Below are 16,407 nucleotides of genomic sequence, written 5' to 3'. Positions count from 1 at the left end.
GGTGTCAGCTTAAACTAATATAATGTTCCGGCCGCCGGATTTGCCTTAGTTGCCGCAATTGCCTTATTTTGGTCGCGAGATCGTTGCGGACAAGCGGTTCGAGGGCAGGGCTTCGAGCCTTGTTTACGGCCTCAGAGGCAGTTCGCCAACCGCACGAACTCTTCCACCGACAACGTCTCCGCCCGCCTCGCCGGGTCGATGCCTGCTTTCACCAGCAGCGCCTCGCCGCCGAGCGATTTCACGCTCTGGCGCAGCATCTTGCGGCGCTGGCCGAAGGCGGCGTGGGTGACGCGCTCCAGCTTGGTGACGTCGCAGGGCAGGGGATTTTGGCGCGGCGTCAGGTGCACGACCGTCGAGGTTACTTTCGGTGGCGGCGTGAAGGCCTGCGGCGGCACGTCGAAGACCATGTGCGCGGCGGTGCGCCAGCCGGCGAGCACGCCGAGGCGGCCGTAATGGTCGTCATCCTCGTCGGCGACGATCCGCTGTCCCACTTCCTTCTGGAACATCAGCGTCAGGCTTTCCCAGAAGGGCGGCCATCGGTCGGGCGCGGGCAGCAGCCAGTTGATGAGCAGCTGGGTGCCGACATTGTAGGGCAGGTTGGCAATGATCTTCACCGGGCCTTCAGGCGCCAGCGCCGCGAAATCCGTCTTCAGCGCATCGCCCTCGATCACGTCCAGCCGGCCGGGGTAATGGTCGCCGATCTCGGCGAGGGCGGGAAGGCAGCGGCTGTCCCTTTCGACAGCGATCACCTTTTTCGCGCCGAGCGACAGGATGGCGCGGGTGAGGCCGCCCGGCCCCGGGCCGACCTCGAAAACCGTCGCATCCTGAAGCGGTCCGGCGCTGCGGGCGATCTTCTGGGTGAGGTTGAGGTCGAGCAGGAAGTTCTGACCGAGCGCCTTTTTGGCATCGAGCCCGTGACGCTGGATCACGTCACGCAGCGGCGGCAGGCCGTCCAGAGTGGCCATCAGGCGGCTTTCGACTTCGATGCGAGACTGCCGGCGAGCTTGATCGCCTCGACGAGGCTGGTCTCGCGGGCGACGCCCTGGCCGGCAATGCCGAACGCCGTGCCGTGATCCGGCGAGGTGCGGATGAAGGGCAGGCCGAGCGTCACGTTGACGGAGGTGTCGAACCCGAGCGCCTTGGCGGGGATCAGCGCCTGGTCGTGATACATGCAGATCGCCACGTCGTAACGGGCGCGCGCCTCGTCGTGGAACATCGTGTCGGCCGGCAGCGGCCCGAACACATGCAGCCCCTCGGCGCGCAGCTTGAAGATCGCCGGATGGATGACGTCCTGGTCCTCGCGGCCGATCGCGCCGTCCTCGCCCGCATGCGGGTTGAGGCCGGCGACGGCGAGCCGCGGCTTGTCGATGCCGAAGCGGGTTTTCAGGTCGTGATGGGCGATGCGGCAGGTCTCGGCGATCAGCTCCGCATTGAGGGCCGCCGGGACCTGGGAGATCGGGATATGGATGGTGACCGGGATGGCCCGCAGCTTCGGCCCGGCCAGCATCATCACCGGCAGGATCTTCTTGCCGGTGGCGCGCTCGGCGAGGTCGGCGAGGAATTCGGTGTGGCCGGGAAAACCGAAGCCGGCCTGGTAGAGAATCGACTTGGCGATCGGATTTGTGACCGTGCCGGCGGCCTTGCCTTCCAGGGAGAGCGAAACGGCCGTCTCGATCGCCTGGATCGTCCCCCTTGCGGTCGCCACATGCGGCTCGCCGGCGGCGATTTCCGCGCCGGCGGCGATGGGAAGAACCGGCAGGGCGTCGTCGAAGACCGACATCGCGCTGTCGCTATCGGCTTCCCGGATCGGGATATCGAGACCGAGCATCACGGCGCGGGCCTTCAGCACCGCAGGATCGCCGAGAAAGAGGAAGGGCGGCAGGTCGTATGTCCGGCGCGCGGCCCAGGCAACCAGCGTGATATCGGGGCCGATGCCGGCAGGATCGCCCTGGGTCAACGCAAGCGGACGGTCGAGAGGCATTGCGGCTCCGAAAATGACGTGAACGTCGAGGTCAGCGATACTCGATCTGCGCCTTGCTGCGCAGGTCGTCGAGATATTTCTTGTCGTTGGGGTCCGGAGCGCCCTTCTTTTCCTTGCCGAGATCCTCAGCGCGGAACACGACTTCCGCCGCGAGATCGTCGGATACCTGGCGCTGCTTGCAGATGGCGAGGAATTCGACGCCGCGTTCGGTGACGCGGGTAGCCGTCGTACCGCCATCGGGCGTCTTCTCGATCAGCGGCTTCCAGTCGGCCGGCAGTTCGGGGGCAAGGACGCGGCCGAGGTCGCGGATCGACACGTCCAGCATGGTCGCGGCGAAATCCTTCGACTGCTCGCAGCCCGGGAATTTGGAACGCGAGGCGTTCGCTTCCTTCTGGCGCTTGGCGAGAATGGCGTTGCGCTTGGCCGGCGGCACGACGAAGATCACCTGCTGCAGGAAATATTCGGTGGTGACCGGCTTTTCCTTGTTCTCCATCATGCGCTTGACGAGTTCCTGGCTCGACATGCGGCCGCGCGAACCGCCGTAGCGGGCGTTGACCAGTCGCGGCCAGCTCATCTGCACGGCGATGTAATTCTTGAAATGCTCGACGCCGACGCCGGCTTTATCGAGAATCTGGCTCATCTGCGCCGCGGTCAGCTTGTTGCCGGCGGAAAACCGCTCGAAGGCCTTGTCGACGTCCTCGGTGCTGACCGACATCTTCACGCGGGCGATTTCCTGGCGCTTCAGCGTTTCGTCCACCAGCGCCTCGCGGGCCGTTTTTGCATCGGCCTTCTGGCGCTGCAGCCGCAGGAAGGCGACTCGCTTTGCGACATCGGTGCTGGTGATCGCCGTCCGGTTGACCACGGCCGCAACTTCGCTTGCGGCCTGCGCTTGCTGGACGGCGGGCTGGATGACGACCGAGGCGGCCAAGACGGCCGCAGCCAGCACCAGCTTGCGCGTTGCGGTCACTACGAACATGATACCAATTCCTTTTCCCGCCCCGGTGGGCACCTCAGCCCAACCGGCCTCGCCTTCCATACTCTATCTGCGACCGCTTGCACAATTCTTACGGCGAAACGATGACGGCCCTTCGTTCGGACAGCCGCTACTTATAGCGGTAGTCCTGATCGAAACCTTCGGTCGAGCCGACGCTGATGTCGCCAAGCGTGCGGAAGCTCAGGCGTGCGCTGACGGTCCAGTCGTTGGCGGCCGTGTCCGACGGCTTGTCCGTATAGGCAACCGTGAAGATCGTGCATTCGTCCGCGTAGCTGATGCCGATGCCGCGCCGGACCAGTTCCTTGTCCGCGAGGTCCCAGGTAGCCGTGCCGGCAAGCGCCCAGTTTTCGTTGATCCGGAAGCTCATCGTATTCTTCAGCACTTCCCTCGACTCGTCCGAACCGTATTCCGGCTGCGGATCGACCTGGGTATAGACCAGCGTGCCGCTCAGGCGCGGCGTGGTATAGCCGAACGAGGCGTCGGTGCGCTTCACCGCGAACGTCTTCTCGTCGAAGCGGGTACTTGCCCCGACCGTGAAGCCCTGCGGCAGGTCGATGGCCGCCATCGCGACATAGTCGGACCGGCGCGTCTCAAGGCCGGAATTGGCGCCCGCCTGAACCAGGTCCTGGGTCGCGAACGAGTTCTGACCTGCAATGTGATAGGACTGGCCGACGATGCTGCGCACGCCGATGCCGTTCGCGAATGTGCCGGTATAACGGATGCCGACATTGGCGCGCGTGCCGCCTTCGACACGGTCGAAGCCCGAGAACTTGTCGCGCTCGAACAGGCTGGTGGCGTCGAAGACGAAGCTCTGCGCATCCTCGTTCGGCAAGCCGCCGGCCATCTGCTCGTCGGGGCGCGCGAAGATCTGCGCGATCGGCTCGATGACATGGCTGCTGTTTTCGGTGGTCAGCAGGATCGGGTAACGGGCTTCGAGACCGGCGGTGAGCATATAGCGGCCATTGGCGCCTTCCGGCTCCATGTCGCCGAGATAGGCTCCCGGCGTGCCGGAGCCCGTATGGCGGATGCCGTCGCCGCGGGCGGCAAGGATCGGCGTCAGCAGCAGGCCGTCGAGCGTGTTGAAGGTGCGCTTCCACTCCGCTTCGGCGGTGAAGCGGCTGTAGCTGCCTTCAAGACCCGGGAACCGGTTGGTCGTGCCTTCCGTGTACCAGTCGTCTTCGCGGCGGGACAGGTTGGTGATGTTGGAAGTGATCGAAAGCTCGCCGCCGAGGATCGGCTGCGGCGCGTAATAGCTGTAGTCGAGCGAGGGATAGGCGATCGCCTGCTTCTGCTCGGCCGTGTTGAAGACAGTGTCGTCCTGGATGTTGAAATAGTAGCCATGCAGATCGAAGTAGTTCCGCGTCCCTATACCGGTCAGGTAGACATCGTTGGTAAACGTGTCGTCGCCGACGCCGGTGAGCTTGTAGGTCCGCGAGAAGTTGTTGTCGCTCTGCGCCATGACGTTCCAGCCGAACGTCCAGCGCGGGTTGATCTGGAACTCGCCCTTCGAGGCGGCCATGAAGCGGTTGTCGGCGGCGCGGTCGGCGGTGTTCGGGTCGAAGGCCGCCGGATCGTTCTGGTGGATGCCCGCGAAGCGGAACGTGTGCTCGCCGGCTTCGAACTTGTTGCGAATTTCGCCCTGAATCAGCAGGCCCTGATTGGAATAGTAGGTCGGGCTGAGCGTCGCATCCATGCTCGGCGAGAATACGTGATAGTAGGGCACCGTCACGCCGAAGCCGAGATTGTCGCTCGCGCTGAACTGCGGGAAGAGAAGGCCCGACTTGCGCTCGACCGTTTCGTCCGGCACCTCGATCGCAAAGGGCAGCCGGCCGATCGGCAGGCCGAACAGTTCGAACTGGGCGTTTTCCAGACGAATGGTATGGGTCTGGCCGTTACGGACCACGCGCTCCGCCTTGACCTGCCAGAGCGGCGCCTTGCCGGGCGTCTGGGCGCAGGGAAGACAGGCGGTATAGACCGAGTTGTTGAGCACCATCAGGTCGCCGGGCTGACGCTCGGCGCTCTCGGCGGCAAGGCGGGTATTGTCGGTAGTCTCGACGCGAAGGGCGTTCATGAAGCCTTCGCCGAAATCATCGGTAATGTCGAGCTGGTCCGCATAGACGCGGGTGCCGCCCGGCTCGATCAGCTCGATATTGCCGGTCGCCATGACGCGGCCGCTCTTCTGATCGTACTGAACGCGCTGCGCCACCATCTTGTAGCGGTTGTAATACAGCTGCACGCCGCCGCTGGCGGTGACCAGCTTGGCGTCCTGATTATAGACGAGCTCGTTGGCGCGCAGCAGAAGCTTGGCGCCATCCGCTGCCTGAGGCACCAGACCCTGCGCCTGCACAACCGTTGCGGATACGCCGAATACGCATACAGACACACCTGTCAGCAGGGCGGCGGCGAGCCGTCTTATATGTTTGCGGTCACTTACCGCCACTAGCCATCCTCCTGATGAAGCAGAATCGTCGTCCCCAGCGCCGTCGCGACGATCACTGGAATCCAGACCGCCACGAAAGGAGGAATTGCCCCACTGCTCCCGAATGCTTTGACAAGCACTGTCACGACATAAAGCACGAAGCCAGAAACTATTCCACCCAGAATCACGGAGCGGGACTGGGCGAACCGACTGAATTTTAATGAGACTGTTGCAGCAATGAGAGTCATTGCCACGAGCAGGATCGGCAGCGAGAGCATCGAATGGTACTGCGTCTCGAGCGCCTTTGTGGGAATGCCGAAAGATTTGCTGACCTCGATTTTTCTGGAAAGATCAAAAAACGCAACAGTATCAGGCTGCGCCAGGCTCTCTTGAATGTATTCCTGCTTCAAGTTGGTGCGAACCTGTGCTGTCGCGCGACGCACAGGAATTTCGCCCGGCCGATTTTCCAAAACCTCGTTAAGAAGCCAGTAACCATCTTCCAATTTTGCGGTCCTGGCGTCCTGCCGCAGGATGACGCGGCCGTCCTTGTCGAACTGGAAAACCACCACGTCGACGAGCAGGGTTCCCTTTTCCTGATAGCTCTTGGCGCCGATGATCGTGTCGTCGTTGCCGCTGATCTGGCGGATCCAGGGAACGAAGGTGGAGGCGCGGGAACGGTTGCTCGCCTCGCGCCAGCTCGCCTCCATGGAGGCCGATTCGCGCTGGCCCCAGGCGGCGAGCGGATTGACCACGAGCAGGGTGGCAAGCCCGATCAGAAACGCGCCGATGACGAAGGGCGAGACGAACTGCCAGACGGAAATGCCCGCGGCACGGGTGACCACCAGTTCGTAGCGGCGGTTGAGCGCGATCAGCACCGTCATGCCGATGAAGAGGCTGAGCGTCGGGATGATCTGCTGCAGGATGAGCGGAACGCGCATCGCCGTCATCAGCAGCCCGGCCGAGACCGTGTAGCCGGTGAAGCCCGACATGCGGCGGCTGGTCTCGCTGAAGTCGGCAAGGAAGATGATGGCGCCGACCCCGAGCAGGAACCAGAGCGCGGTGATGATATAGCGACGGAAGAAATACCGGCCGAGCGTCGTGAAGATCATGCCGTACCTCCGCCCGAGGTGCGCGAGGCGGGAACGCGCCGCTGGAAGCTGTTGGCCAGGCGCGACATGCCGCGGACGATGAAGCCCGGCGTCGAGAACTGCCGGTTGGTCGCAAGCATGAAGACCGCGATCAGCGAGAAGACGATCGGCACCACGTAGGGAAGCGGCGTGTAGAGCGCGTGGCGCTCGACCAGGTTGGTGGCCGAGAACCCGAGCCAGCGCACGCCGAATGCGAGGAACAGCGCAAACACCATCGGGTGGACCCGCGTCTGCCGGTGCGAGCGGGTGCTGCCGGCGATCACCAGCGAAATCAGCGCAAAGGTGATCGGGAAAAGCCAGTCGGACAGCCGCCTGTGCAGCTCCGACCGATAGGCATCCGGCGACTTCTGATAGAGCGGATCGTTGGGATCCGGATTGAGCAGGAAGGCGAGGCTGCGGTCGGTCGAATATTGCGGCAATCCGCCTTCGGCCTTCGCCATGGCCGACAGATCGAAGGCGTAGGACACGAACTTGATGATCGAGATGCGTCCGTCGACGGATTTGCGGTGGACCTCGCCGTCGCGCATGGTGAGCGACGTGCCGCTTTCGTCGATCGATCCCTCGCGGGCGTAATAGATCAGGTCGAAATTCGGGTCGCGATAGTCGACGACGAACAGGCCCTTGAGCACGCGGCCGGAATGGCGCTCCGAGATCTGCACGTAGAGGCCGGGCTCGATGCTGCGGAAAGTCTTCTCCTCGATCACGGAGGAGAGCAGGTCCGCATAGGCCGCGGCAACCATCTGGCGGGCTGCGACGCGCGAGGGCGGCTCGACGAAATTCGTCACCAGGAAGGAGAACATGCTGAGCGCGATCCCGAGCATCAGCACCGGCCGGTAGATGATGTTGCGCGATGCGCCGGCCGCGTCGATGACCGGCAGTTCCGAATCGTTGTTCATCGCCGTCAGCGTCTGGGTGATGCCGATCACCAGCGCGAAGGGCAGCACGACGGGGATGATGGTCGGCAGGATGAAGGTCGCAAGAGTCGCGAACGAGCCCATCGACTGGCCGGTATCGGTGACCAGGTTGATGCGCCCGAGCACCTGGATGGTCCAGATGATGGTGAGCACCGGCAGGAGCGTCACCAGGAACATCTGAAAAATCCGGCGCAATATGTAGACTTCGAGAAGCTTCATTCCGGCCTAGATACCCTGCACAACGTCACCCGGGGGATAGTGACGATTGATTGCCCCGAGATGACGGTCGCGCCTATCTAAGCGATTGATATCAGCATTGCGACAGCCCCCGCGTCACAAATTTGTTTGCGAATTTCGTTTTCTTGTCCGCTGTGACATTTCGAAACACGCAGCCACCCCCGCATAGACCACCAGCGACGACAGCCAGCCGAGCGTCACGTCCGAAAAATAGTGGCCGCCGAACGAGGTCCTGAGCGCCGGCGAGATCAGCGAGATGGCGATCAGCGGGGGGCCGAGCACCGGACGCAGCGGTTTCGGCATGAGCACGATCAGGCAGGCCAGCCATCCGGCCCCGGCGGCCTCGCCGGAAATGAAGGAACAGTTGCCGGTGCAGGCGCCGCCGAAATCGCCGGCCGGCGTGAACACGTCCGTGCCGCCGAAAAAGTCGGTCTCGTAAGGGCGGGGCCGGTTGGAAACCTGCTTCAGGATCAGGTTGACCAGCACATAGGGGCCGATCAGGAAGGAGACGAGCGCGATGGAATAGTCCCGCGTCTTGCGCGGGCTGTAGGTCGTGCCGTGATGCTGCAGGTTGGCGATCAGCCGGTAGAGGATGAAGATCGCGACCAGCGAAGGCAGGTAGAAGAGGATGCGGCGGATCACGACGAACAGGGTTTCCGCACCATAGGGGAAACTGCCGCAGACGCGGCCCCGCTCGATTGCCTCACCACAGGCGGCCTGGGTGAAGAAGGCGCGCGCCACGGCAAGATCGATCTGGGGGGCGAGGTAGAAAAGCGCCAGCAGCACCCACCAGAGCGCCGTCAGCACGATGAACCATCCCTTCGGCCGGGCGAAGAAGCGCCGCGTCGCGGCAAGCCATTCGGGGGCGGTGGAGGAGGGCGAGGTCATGCGAACTGATCCGTTGGTCGTCGGGCGGCGCGACCCTAGAGCATGGCGCGCCGGATTTGAACAGTGCCGTCTGCCGATAGCCGGCAATGTCCGCGCCCGAAATCGGGCTTTTTGACGCGTCGGGGCAGGGGAGCAGGCTGCGGGTTGACGCGGTTGTGACTTCTCGCCCTTGCGCTTCAAGCCGAAACGGCGATGATCGCCGCTCATCTTCGAAAGCCTTCTGGAGTCGCAATGTCCGTCAAATTCGATATCTCCTTCGCCAAGTCCGCCAAGATCGACGGCGGCCTTGCCATCCAGCTCAAGCTTGCCGGCGACGGACCGGCGGCAGGCGCCGCCGAGGCCGACCCGGAAGGCGTCGTGACCCGGGCGGCGGAGATCGCGAAATTTTCGGGAAAGCCGATGTCGACGCTCGATCTCATTGCGCCGCACGGATCGCCGGCCGACCGGCTGGTCGTGCTTGGCCTCGGCAAGGCCGAAGCGCTGACCGCCTATGACTGGCTGAAGGCGGGCGGTGTCGCGGCATCCTCGGTCAAGTCGATGACCCGGGTGGCGATTTTCGCCGATGTTCCGGGCCTTGCGGTCGGCGGCGCGCAGCTCGCCGGCTTTGCGCTCGGCATGCTGCTGCGCGCCTACAGTTTCGACACCTACAAGACGAAGAAGGGCGAAGACGACGAGAACAAGGCGCCGAAGACGGTCAAGGTGACGATCGTCACCGCCGAGCATGCGGCCGCCAAGAAGGCCTTTGCCGAATCGGAGGCGATCGCCGGAGGCGTGCTTCTGGCCCGCGAACTCGTCAACCTGCCGCCTAATGTGCTCGGGCCGGTCGAATTCGCCGACAGGGCGAAGGAGCTCGAAAAACTCGGCGTCGAGGTGGAGATACTCACTGAAAAGGAAATGAAGAAGCTCGGCATGGGCGCGCTTCTCGGCGTCGCGCAGGGTTCGGTCCGCCCGCCGAGGCTCGCCGTCATGCAGTGGAAGGGCGGCAAACCGAAGGATGCGCCGGTCGCCTTCATCGGCAAGGGCGTCGTTTTCGATACCGGCGGCATTTCCATCAAGCCGGGGGCCGGCATGGAGGACATGAAGGGCGACATGGGTGGAGCCGCTGCCGTCATCGGCCTCATGCACACGCTCGCCGCCCGCAAGGCCAAGGTCAACGCGGTCGGCATTCTCGGCCTCGTCGAAAACATGCCGGACGGCAATGCCCAGCGTCCGGGCGACATCGTCACCACCATGTCGGGCCAGACGATCGAGATCATCAATACCGATGCGGAAGGCCGGCTGGTGCTTGCCGATGCGCTCTACTATTGCAACGATCGCTTCAAGCCGCGTTTCATGATCAATCTCGCGACCCTGACCGGTGCGATCCTGGTGGCGCTCGGCAATCTCCAGGCAGGCCTTTTCAGCAACGACGACACACTGGCCGGCCAGTTGAGCGGTGTCGGAGACGTCACCGGCGAGCGCCTGTGGCGCATGCCGCTCGGCAAGGAATACGACAAGCTGATCGATTCGAAATTCGCCGACATGAAGAATACCGGCGGCCGCCACGCAGGCTCGATCACCGCGGCGCAGCTGTTGAAGCGCTTCGTCGGCGAGACGCCGTGGGCGCATCTCGATATTGCCGGCACCGCGATGAACTCGCCGTCGAGCGAGATCAACCAGTCCTGGGGATCGGGTTACGGGGTGCGGCTGCTGGACGAACTCGTCCGGGCGCACTACGAGGCGGGTTGAGAACCCGTATTTGCCGGTTCGACGAAAAGATGGGTCCGCAACCGCAATGACCGAAGTCCTCTTCTATCACCTGACCGAATCGAAGCTCGAGGATGCGCTGCCGGCGCTCCTCGAAAAAAGCGTCGAGCGCGGCTGGAAGGTGGCGGTGCAGACGAGCGGCGATGTGCGGCGGGATTTTCTCGACGCGCATCTGTGGACGTTTCGCGAGGACAGTTTTCTGCCGCATGGCACGGATGCCTCGCCGATGGCCGAGGCGCAGCCGGTGCTCTTGACCGCAAATGCCGAAAACGGCAATGGCGCGACGGTGCGTTTCCTGGTGGACGGCGCCGAGCCGCCGCCTGTCGCCGACTATGAACGCATCGTCTTCATGTTCGACGGCTACGATACCGTCCAGCTCGACAATGCCCGCGCCCAGTGGAAGAAGCTGAAGGGCGAGGGACATGCGCTGACCTATTGGCAGCAGTCGGAAGAGGGGCGCTGGGTCAAGAAGGCCTGACCCGGCGAGGGTGTTCCCTCAGTTCAGCCAGGCCAGCATCATCGACGAGCTGCTGTGGCGCAGCCTGACGACCTTGTAGCCTTCGGCGCTCAGCTGCGTCAGCAGTGCCGGCAGCATGGCGGCCGTGCGGGCGTGGATGTCGTGCAGCAGGATGATGCCCTTGCCGTTGGCGCGCAGCGAATTCATCGTCCGCGTCGCGACGGCTGCCGGCGATACCCCGAAATAATCCTTGGAATCGACCTGCACGTCCAGCACGACCATGCCGCTCGAGGCGACCCACTGGCGCAGGCGTCTGGTGTCGGCGAGATAGGGGAAGCGGAAGAAGCCGGCATCCTCGTGGGTGACGCTGGTCACCGCGTCGCGCCCCTTTTCGATCTCGGCGATCGCCGCGTCGAAGGAGAGATGCTGCAGGTCGGCATGGCGATAGGTATGGCTGCCGATCGTGTGACCCGCGTTGACGACCTTGCGGGCGATCTCCGGATGGGCCTTGGCCATCTGCCCGACCATCAGGAAGGTTGCCTTGACGTCGTATTCGTCGAGGATGGAGAGGATCTTCTCGGTCTTCTTCGGCATCGGGCCGTCGTCGAAGGTCAGCACGACCTCCTTGTTGGCGAGCTTGATGTCGGAAAGCGAGGAAACCGTCAGCGTGCGGCCGGAAAGGCTGCCCGGATTGTTGAGACGCCCCCAGGCGACCGGCGTCAGCGCCACCGGCGAATCCGCCTCGGCCTTCTTGACCGGCTTGGTCGAGGAGAGCGCCTTGGCGGGCGCGAACGAAGTGGCAAGCGAGCCGCCCTCCGTCTGGCTGCGACCGGCGCAGGACGAGAGAAGGCATGCGATGGCAGCGGCGACGCACAGGACGCGGACGGACATGGGAGCGACTCGGCTAAAAAGTGACTAAGGAGTTGAAGCGAAGTCACATTCGCCGATTATGGTTAACGGCTGGTTAGGATGGTTGCCGGTCGTGCTTCGATTTGCGGGTTCCGGCTTTTGCTTCGTATCCAGAAAGCAGCTTCCCCCGCACGTCACGGCCTACTTCCGGGTGATCTTGTCGCCGACGCGCGGCCGGGAGATCGCCTTGCCGACAAAGCTGTACTGGCCCGAACCGGTAATGCTGGAAAAGAAGGACGTGAAAGGCGTCGTCATCGCATAATCCACCTGCACGCCGACGAGCTGCACGTTGCTTTCGATCAGGTCGGTGGGGACTTCGAAGGGGGGCGGATCCCCGGCGACCTTCGCATTGGTTTGGTAGGCAGTCGACCAGTTGACCGTCGCCTTGCCGGCGGCGTCGAAGTCGATGACGGCGACCTGGATTGCGAGTGCGGTGCTGTCGAAGGGAATGAGAATCGAGGCGGTCCCTTGAAGGAGGGTATTGAGCTCCGCGTTGCTCCAGCTTGCTTCCTGGGAGACGATGTCGCTTGCCACTTCCGCGATCTGGTTGATTTTCCGCTTCACCATCAGGCCTTCCCCGAGATCGACGGTGCCCGCAAACAGCAGCGCCATCAGCGGCAGGAGCAGGGTGAACTCGATGGCCGACTGGCCCTTGCGGTCGGCGAGCAGGCGCCGAATGCCGCTTTCGCGGCGTTTTAGTTGCCTGTGGTCGGGATCATTCGTGCGTGCCATCGGCCGATGTCTCAAAACGGTTCGTTTCTGAAAACCACGGCGGCGGAGAGCACGTAGGTCCCGTCCGCGAGCGTGTTGACGTTCGCTCCGACCATGGCCATCAGGCTGTTCCAGGGAAGGAAAGCCTGGATCATGACGTAATCTCCGGACGTCGCCGGAGAAAAGCTTTCGGTCACCGACAGAACGCCGCCGCTGACGGGCGACGTGAAGCTCATCGACGAGAAATCCGACATCGCCGTGGTCTTGATCAGGAGTTCGTCCTGGCAGCTGAAGGCGAGCGCCATGCCGTTGCAGACATTGGTCTTGAAGGTGGCAAGGTTCCAGTTGTTCGAATGGGCGCTCCCGACCCGCACGGAGCGGGCGGCCGTATGCAGCGCCGAATCGAGGGCGCTGTCGACGAAGAACATCAGCGCCATGTCGAGAATGCAGAACAGGAAGAGGAAGAACGGCATGACGAGCAACGCAAACTCGACCGCGGCCGCTCCCTGCTTGTTCCGTAAGAGGGTTCTGAAACGGTGCATCGGCCTCATCTAGTTCGTCAGCCTGACTTTGGAGAGATATTGCCTGAAGAGGGAGGATAGGCCCGCCTCGATGTCTTCCGCCGAGCTCGCCTGCAGGAACAGGTCGCTGCTGCTTGCGCATTCTTCAAGCGCCTTGGGGATATAGGCGGTCCGGGTATAGCTGCTCTTGCCGGACGCGAACGTGCCTCCCCAGATCGAGGTGAAGCCGCTGCTGCTCATCGTTTTCCCGAGCGTTGCGTTGTAACCCCAGTCCCAGGTCATCGGCAGGTATTCGGTGTAGAGGACGCCGATGGTGGCGTTGACGTCCTTCACCGGCTTGCACCACTTGGAATTGACCGGGGTGACGACAGTCTGCAGCGAGCTTTTTGATGTCGGGAAACGGATGCCGGAATCGCCCTGCAGCACCCAGTTGCGCTCCGACTGGACGCCGTCGGTCAGGAGCAGCACGAGCTTCAGCGGCGCATCCTTGGTGGTCCCGTCGCCGGCCGTCCCGATCATGGGTTTGAGGGCTGTCAGCGACGTGTCGAAATATGTCGCGTCTTCGGAGGTCGCGCTCGTCATGCCGCTGGTCTTGTCGTTCAGCTTCGTCCGCGCCGCGGTGGTCGAGAAAGTGGGCGACAATACCTGGGTCGTGGTTTTGCCAAGGGTATAGAGGCCGACCCTGATGCGCTCATGGGTGGCGTCTGCCGCGTCGATGAGATCGAGCACTTCCCGTGCGGCGTCCACCGAGACGTCGGCCCGCAGCTTGATGTTCATCGCGACCGAGAGGTCGTAGACATTGCTGTAGGTCTTGCTCTTGTAGGTGAAGGTAGTCCCTTCCGGCGTATGGCACGCAAAGGCGCAGGCTGCCGAAGACGCCCTCAGGCTGGACTGACCGGCGCTGGTCGCCGCCAGCAGCATCGACGCGGATTTGTCGAGGACGATATGGACATCAAGATAGGCGCGGCCGGGACCTTCGACCGACGAGGACGTGCCGACGGCAACGTCGTTTATGCCCGCGATCTTGAGCAGAGTCGTACTGACCGTCGCGCGAGCGGTCGCCGTGATCTTGTGATTCGACGTGTCGATATCGACGTCTTCGAGCGTGTAGCCGCCGCTGCCGAGATCGGTCTGGGCGGCGAACCATTCCTGGATACGCGTCTTGAGCGCGGCGTTGTCGAGCGTTCCCACGCTTTTCACCGCGCCGAGCAAAGCGGTGTCGAGGTCCGCCTGCATTTTCGAACGGGCGTTATAGGCGCGCACATAGTCGAGGCTGGCGCCGACGGCGGTGATCACCGGCACGAGCAGCAGCGAGAACATGATGGCGATATTGCCGCGGCGGTCCGCGAGCAGGCTGGAAAGAGCGGAAGGTCGCCGCCGATATGACATCAGGTTGAAAATCATCCCCGTGAATAATCAACCGATACTATGAAGCATTTCTAATTTATTGATTAATCACGTCGCGGGCGTGGGCTTCCAGGCGGGAGGGCGATGCTCAGGCGGAATAGGTCATCCCGCCATCGCCTCTTCGTATTCCGACGACAGCATCAGCCATTCCTCTTCGGCGGCGGAAAGTCTGGAAGCCGCTTCGCCGCGTTCCTTGGCTTTCTGTGCGGCCTTGGCGGGTGCCTTTTCGTAAAGCGCGGGATCCGCAAGCTCCTTGTCAAGCGCCTGAATCAGTTTCTCGAGCTTGGCCGTTACGGCCTCGATTTCGTTGATCTTTTTCTTGAGCGGCGCGAGCGAGGCGCGCTTTTCGGCATTGACCTTGCGCTGCTCGGATTTCGATGCGGTCTCGTCGGCGGCCTGCGGCTTGTCGTCCTTCTTGCGGCCGGCGGAAACGATCAGGTCGCGGTATTCTTCCAGGTCGCCTTCGAAGGCCTTCACCGTGCCCTCGTTGACCAGCCACAGGCGGTCGACTGTCGCTTCGATCAGGTGGCGGTCGTGGGAGATCAGGATGACGGCGCCGTCATAATCGTTGAGCGCCTCGATCAGCGCCCTGCGGCTGTCGATGTCGAGATGGTTGGTCGGTTCATCGAGGATCAGGAGGTTCGGGGCGTGGAAGGCGGCAAGGCCCATCAGCAGGCGGGCCTTTTCGCCGCCGGACAGGTCCTTTGCGGCCGTCGCCATCTTCTCGGTCGCAAGCCCCATCTGCGCCACGCGGGCACGAACCTGCGCCTCGGCCGCCTGCGGCATCAGCCGGCGGACGTGGTCCACCGGCGTCTCGTTGGGGATCAGGTCGTCGAGCTGGTGCTGGGCGAAAAAGCCGATCTTCAGGCTCGGCGCGAGTCGGATCTCGCCACTTTCCGCCTGGAGGCGGCCGGAGATGAACTTCGCGAAGGTCGACTTGCCGTTGCCGTTCGAGCCGAGCAGCGCGATGCGGTCGTCGTTGTCGATCCTCAGGCTGATGTTCTTCAGGATCGGTTTGCCGGGCGCATAACCGACCGCGCCCTTGCTGATCGAGATGATCGGCGAGGCGGGCTGCTTGTCCGGTTCCGGAAAGGTGATCGGCTGGACATGATCCTCGATGACCGCCGCGACCGTGCCCATGCGTTCCAGTGCCTTGACGCGGCTCTGGGCCTGCCGGGCTTTCGTGGCCTTGGCACGGAACCGGTCGATGAAGCTCTGCAGGTGTTTGCGTGCCGCCTCGTTCTTGGCCTTCGCCTTCATCTGCAGCTCGTCCGCCTCGGCCTTCTGCCGCTCGAACTGGTCGTAGCCGCCGCGATAGAAAGTGAGTTTCTTCTGGTCGAGATGGACGATGGCGTTGACCGCATTGTTGAGCATGTCGCGGTCGTGGCTGATGACGATGACCGTGTGCGGATAACGCCGCACATAGTCTTCCAGCCACATGGTGCCTTCGAGGTCGAGATAGTTGGTCGGTTCGTCGAGCAGCAGCAGGTCCGGTTCCGCAAACAGGACGGACGCGAGCGCGACCCGCATGCGCCAGCCGCCCGAGAAGGAGGAGGCCGGCCGGTGCTGGGCCTCATGGTCGAAGCCGAGGCCGGAAAGGATGCTGGCGGCGCGCGCTTCCGCCGAATGGGCGTCGATATCGACAAGCCGCATCTGGATCTCGGCGATGCGATGCGGGTCGGTCGCGGTTTCCGCCTCCTTCATAAGGGCGGTTCGCTCCTTGTCGGCGGAAAGCACGATCGAGATCAGCGATTCCTCGGTGCCCGGCGCCTCCTGCGCCACCTGGCCGATGCGCGCGTTCTTCGGGATCGTCACCGAACCGCCTTCCGCGGCCATGTCGCCGGTGATCACCCTGAACAGCGTCGACTTGCCGGCCCCGTTGCGGCCGACGAGCCCGGCCTTCGTGCCCGCCGGAAGCGTCACGCTGGCATTGTCGAGGAGGAGACGCCCGGCAATGCGGGCGGAAAGTTCGGTAATCGTGATCATGGCGGCGGTTTTGGCCGAAACCCCGTTTGTTGGCAAGGGTGGCAATGTGTTGGGATACGCTGTGCCGGGGGAAACAGAAGGGTACCGCA

At 63.3% G+C, this 16,407-nt stretch carries 14 protein-coding genes; 2 read left to right on the top strand and 12 right to left on the bottom strand.

Going from position 1 to position 16,407, the window contains the following annotated elements; all coding sequences use genetic code 11:
* Positions 1–131 precede the first annotated feature (131 nt).
* The 7 genes from rsmA to J2X76_RS01195 all read right to left on the bottom strand — a co-directional run bounded on the left by rsmA (position 132) and on the right by J2X76_RS01195 (position 8,581).
* The gene (gene rsmA, locus J2X76_RS01225; RefSeq protein ID WP_310212236.1) at positions 132–965 is read right to left on the bottom strand and encodes a 16S rRNA (adenine(1518)-N(6)/adenine(1519)-N(6))-dimethyltransferase RsmA; all 834 of its coding nucleotides are present in this window, start codon (positions 963–965) and stop codon (positions 132–134) included.
* Positions 965–1,981 (bottom strand): 4-hydroxythreonine-4-phosphate dehydrogenase PdxA, encoded by a 1,017-nt coding sequence (gene pdxA / locus J2X76_RS01220; RefSeq protein ID WP_113286034.1) that lies wholly within the window; start codon positions 1,979–1,981, stop codon positions 965–967. The genes rsmA and pdxA overlap by 1 nt, the downstream gene beginning before the upstream one ends.
* Before the next feature lie 31 nt (positions 1,982–2,012).
* A complete protein-coding gene (locus J2X76_RS01215) occupies positions 2,013–2,957 on the bottom strand; it encodes a SurA N-terminal domain-containing protein (protein ID WP_113130002.1) in 945 nt (314 codons plus the stop codon).
* Positions 2,958–3,084: 127 nt separating this feature from the next.
* Complete coding sequence (locus tag J2X76_RS01210) at positions 3,085–5,415, bottom strand: LPS-assembly protein LptD (protein ID WP_113130003.1); 2,331 nt, start codon at positions 5,413–5,415, stop codon at positions 3,085–3,087.
* Positions 5,415–6,503: an LPS export ABC transporter permease LptG gene (gene lptG / locus J2X76_RS01205; protein ID WP_113130004.1), complete on the bottom strand. Its 1,089-nt coding sequence runs from the start codon at positions 6,501–6,503 to the stop codon at positions 5,415–5,417. The genes J2X76_RS01210 and lptG overlap by 1 nt, the downstream gene beginning before the upstream one ends.
* Positions 6,500–7,675, bottom strand: a complete 1,176-nt coding sequence (locus J2X76_RS01200) for an LptF/LptG family permease (RefSeq protein WP_310212228.1) — start codon at positions 7,673–7,675, stop codon at positions 6,500–6,502. Before J2X76_RS01200 ends, lptG begins: the two co-directional genes overlap by 4 nt.
* A 114-nt stretch (positions 7,676–7,789) precedes the next feature.
* A complete protein-coding gene (locus tag J2X76_RS01195) occupies positions 7,790–8,581 on the bottom strand; it encodes a phosphatase PAP2 family protein (RefSeq protein WP_310212225.1) in 792 nt (263 codons plus the stop codon).
* Between the two features lie 231 nt (positions 8,582–8,812).
* Here J2X76_RS01195 and J2X76_RS01190 point away from each other — a divergent pair, with 231 nt between their 5' ends.
* Positions 8,813–10,309, top strand: coding sequence for a leucyl aminopeptidase (locus tag J2X76_RS01190; protein WP_310212222.1), 1,497 nt, complete (start codon positions 8,813–8,815; stop codon positions 10,307–10,309).
* Between the two features lie 46 nt (positions 10,310–10,355).
* A complete protein-coding gene (locus tag J2X76_RS01185) occupies positions 10,356–10,805 on the top strand; it encodes a DNA polymerase III subunit chi (protein WP_113130008.1) in 450 nt (149 codons plus the stop codon).
* A gap of 18 nt (positions 10,806–10,823) precedes the next feature.
* On the opposite strand, the gene J2X76_RS01180 is transcribed toward J2X76_RS01185, so the two are convergent.
* From J2X76_RS01180 to J2X76_RS01160, 5 genes are all read right to left on the bottom strand, one after another.
* A complete protein-coding gene (locus J2X76_RS01180) occupies positions 10,824–11,675 on the bottom strand; it encodes a polysaccharide deacetylase family protein (RefSeq protein WP_310212218.1) in 852 nt (283 codons plus the stop codon).
* 159 nt (positions 11,676–11,834) lie between these two features.
* Positions 11,835–12,425 carry a TadE/TadG family type IV pilus assembly protein gene (locus J2X76_RS01175; protein WP_113130010.1) on the bottom strand — a complete coding sequence of 197 codons (591 nt, stop codon included), beginning with the start codon at positions 12,423–12,425 and terminating at the stop codon, positions 11,835–11,837.
* 11 nt (positions 12,426–12,436) lie between these two features.
* On the bottom strand, positions 12,437–12,946 hold the full coding sequence (locus J2X76_RS01170) for a TadE/TadG family type IV pilus assembly protein (protein WP_162732370.1): 510 nt from the start codon (positions 12,944–12,946) through the stop codon (positions 12,437–12,439).
* 9 nt (positions 12,947–12,955) lie between these two features.
* Positions 12,956–14,314: a pilus assembly protein gene (locus tag J2X76_RS01165; RefSeq protein WP_310212213.1), complete on the bottom strand. Its 1,359-nt coding sequence runs from the start codon at positions 14,312–14,314 to the stop codon at positions 12,956–12,958.
* A gap of 120 nt (positions 14,315–14,434) precedes the next feature.
* On the bottom strand, positions 14,435–16,318 hold the full coding sequence (locus tag J2X76_RS01160; protein ID WP_113130013.1) for an ABC-F family ATP-binding cassette domain-containing protein: 1,884 nt from the start codon (positions 16,316–16,318) through the stop codon (positions 14,435–14,437).
* Between the last annotated feature and the right edge of the window lie 89 nt (positions 16,319–16,407).

Origin of the sequence: Neorhizobium sp. 2083, from assembly GCF_031455615.1 — a bacterium.
Classification (GTDB): domain Bacteria; phylum Pseudomonadota; class Alphaproteobacteria; order Rhizobiales; family Rhizobiaceae; genus Neorhizobium.
This window is presented reverse-complemented; position numbering and strand designations above follow the sequence as displayed.

Excerpts from the sequence above, each read along its gene's own strand:
- J2X76_RS01175 (WP_113130010.1), bottom strand. The coding sequence starts at position 12,425 with ATGGCACGCACGAATGATCCCGACCACAGGCAACTAAAACGCCGCGAA.
- J2X76_RS01165 (WP_310212213.1), bottom strand. The coding sequence starts at position 14,314 with ATGTCATATCGGCGGCGACCTTCCGCTCTTTCCAGCCTGCTCGCGGAC.
- J2X76_RS01160 (WP_113130013.1), bottom strand. The coding sequence starts at position 16,318 with ATGATCACGATTACCGAACTTTCCGCCCGCATTGCCGGGCGTCTCCTC.
- J2X76_RS01180 (WP_310212218.1), bottom strand. The coding sequence starts at position 11,675 with ATGTCCGTCCGCGTCCTGTGCGTCGCCGCTGCCATCGCATGCCTTCTC.
- J2X76_RS01170 (WP_162732370.1), bottom strand. The coding sequence starts at position 12,946 with ATGCACCGTTTCAGAACCCTCTTACGGAACAAGCAGGGAGCGGCCGCG.
- J2X76_RS01215 (WP_113130002.1), bottom strand. The coding sequence starts at position 2,957 with ATGTTCGTAGTGACCGCAACGCGCAAGCTGGTGCTGGCTGCGGCCGTC.
- rsmA (WP_310212236.1), bottom strand. The coding sequence starts at position 965 with ATGGCCACTCTGGACGGCCTGCCGCCGCTGCGTGACGTGATCCAGCGT.
- J2X76_RS01195 (WP_310212225.1), bottom strand. The coding sequence starts at position 8,581 with ATGACCTCGCCCTCCTCCACCGCCCCCGAATGGCTTGCCGCGACGCGG.
- pdxA (WP_113286034.1), bottom strand. The coding sequence starts at position 1,981 with ATGCCTCTCGACCGTCCGCTTGCGTTGACCCAGGGCGATCCTGCCGGC.
- J2X76_RS01200 (WP_310212228.1), bottom strand. The coding sequence starts at position 7,675 with ATGAAGCTTCTCGAAGTCTACATATTGCGCCGGATTTTTCAGATGTTC.
- J2X76_RS01190 (WP_310212222.1), top strand. The coding sequence starts at position 8,813 with ATGTCCGTCAAATTCGATATCTCCTTCGCCAAGTCCGCCAAGATCGAC.
- J2X76_RS01185 (WP_113130008.1), top strand. The coding sequence starts at position 10,356 with ATGACCGAAGTCCTCTTCTATCACCTGACCGAATCGAAGCTCGAGGAT.
- lptG (WP_113130004.1), bottom strand. The coding sequence starts at position 6,503 with ATGATCTTCACGACGCTCGGCCGGTATTTCTTCCGTCGCTATATCATC.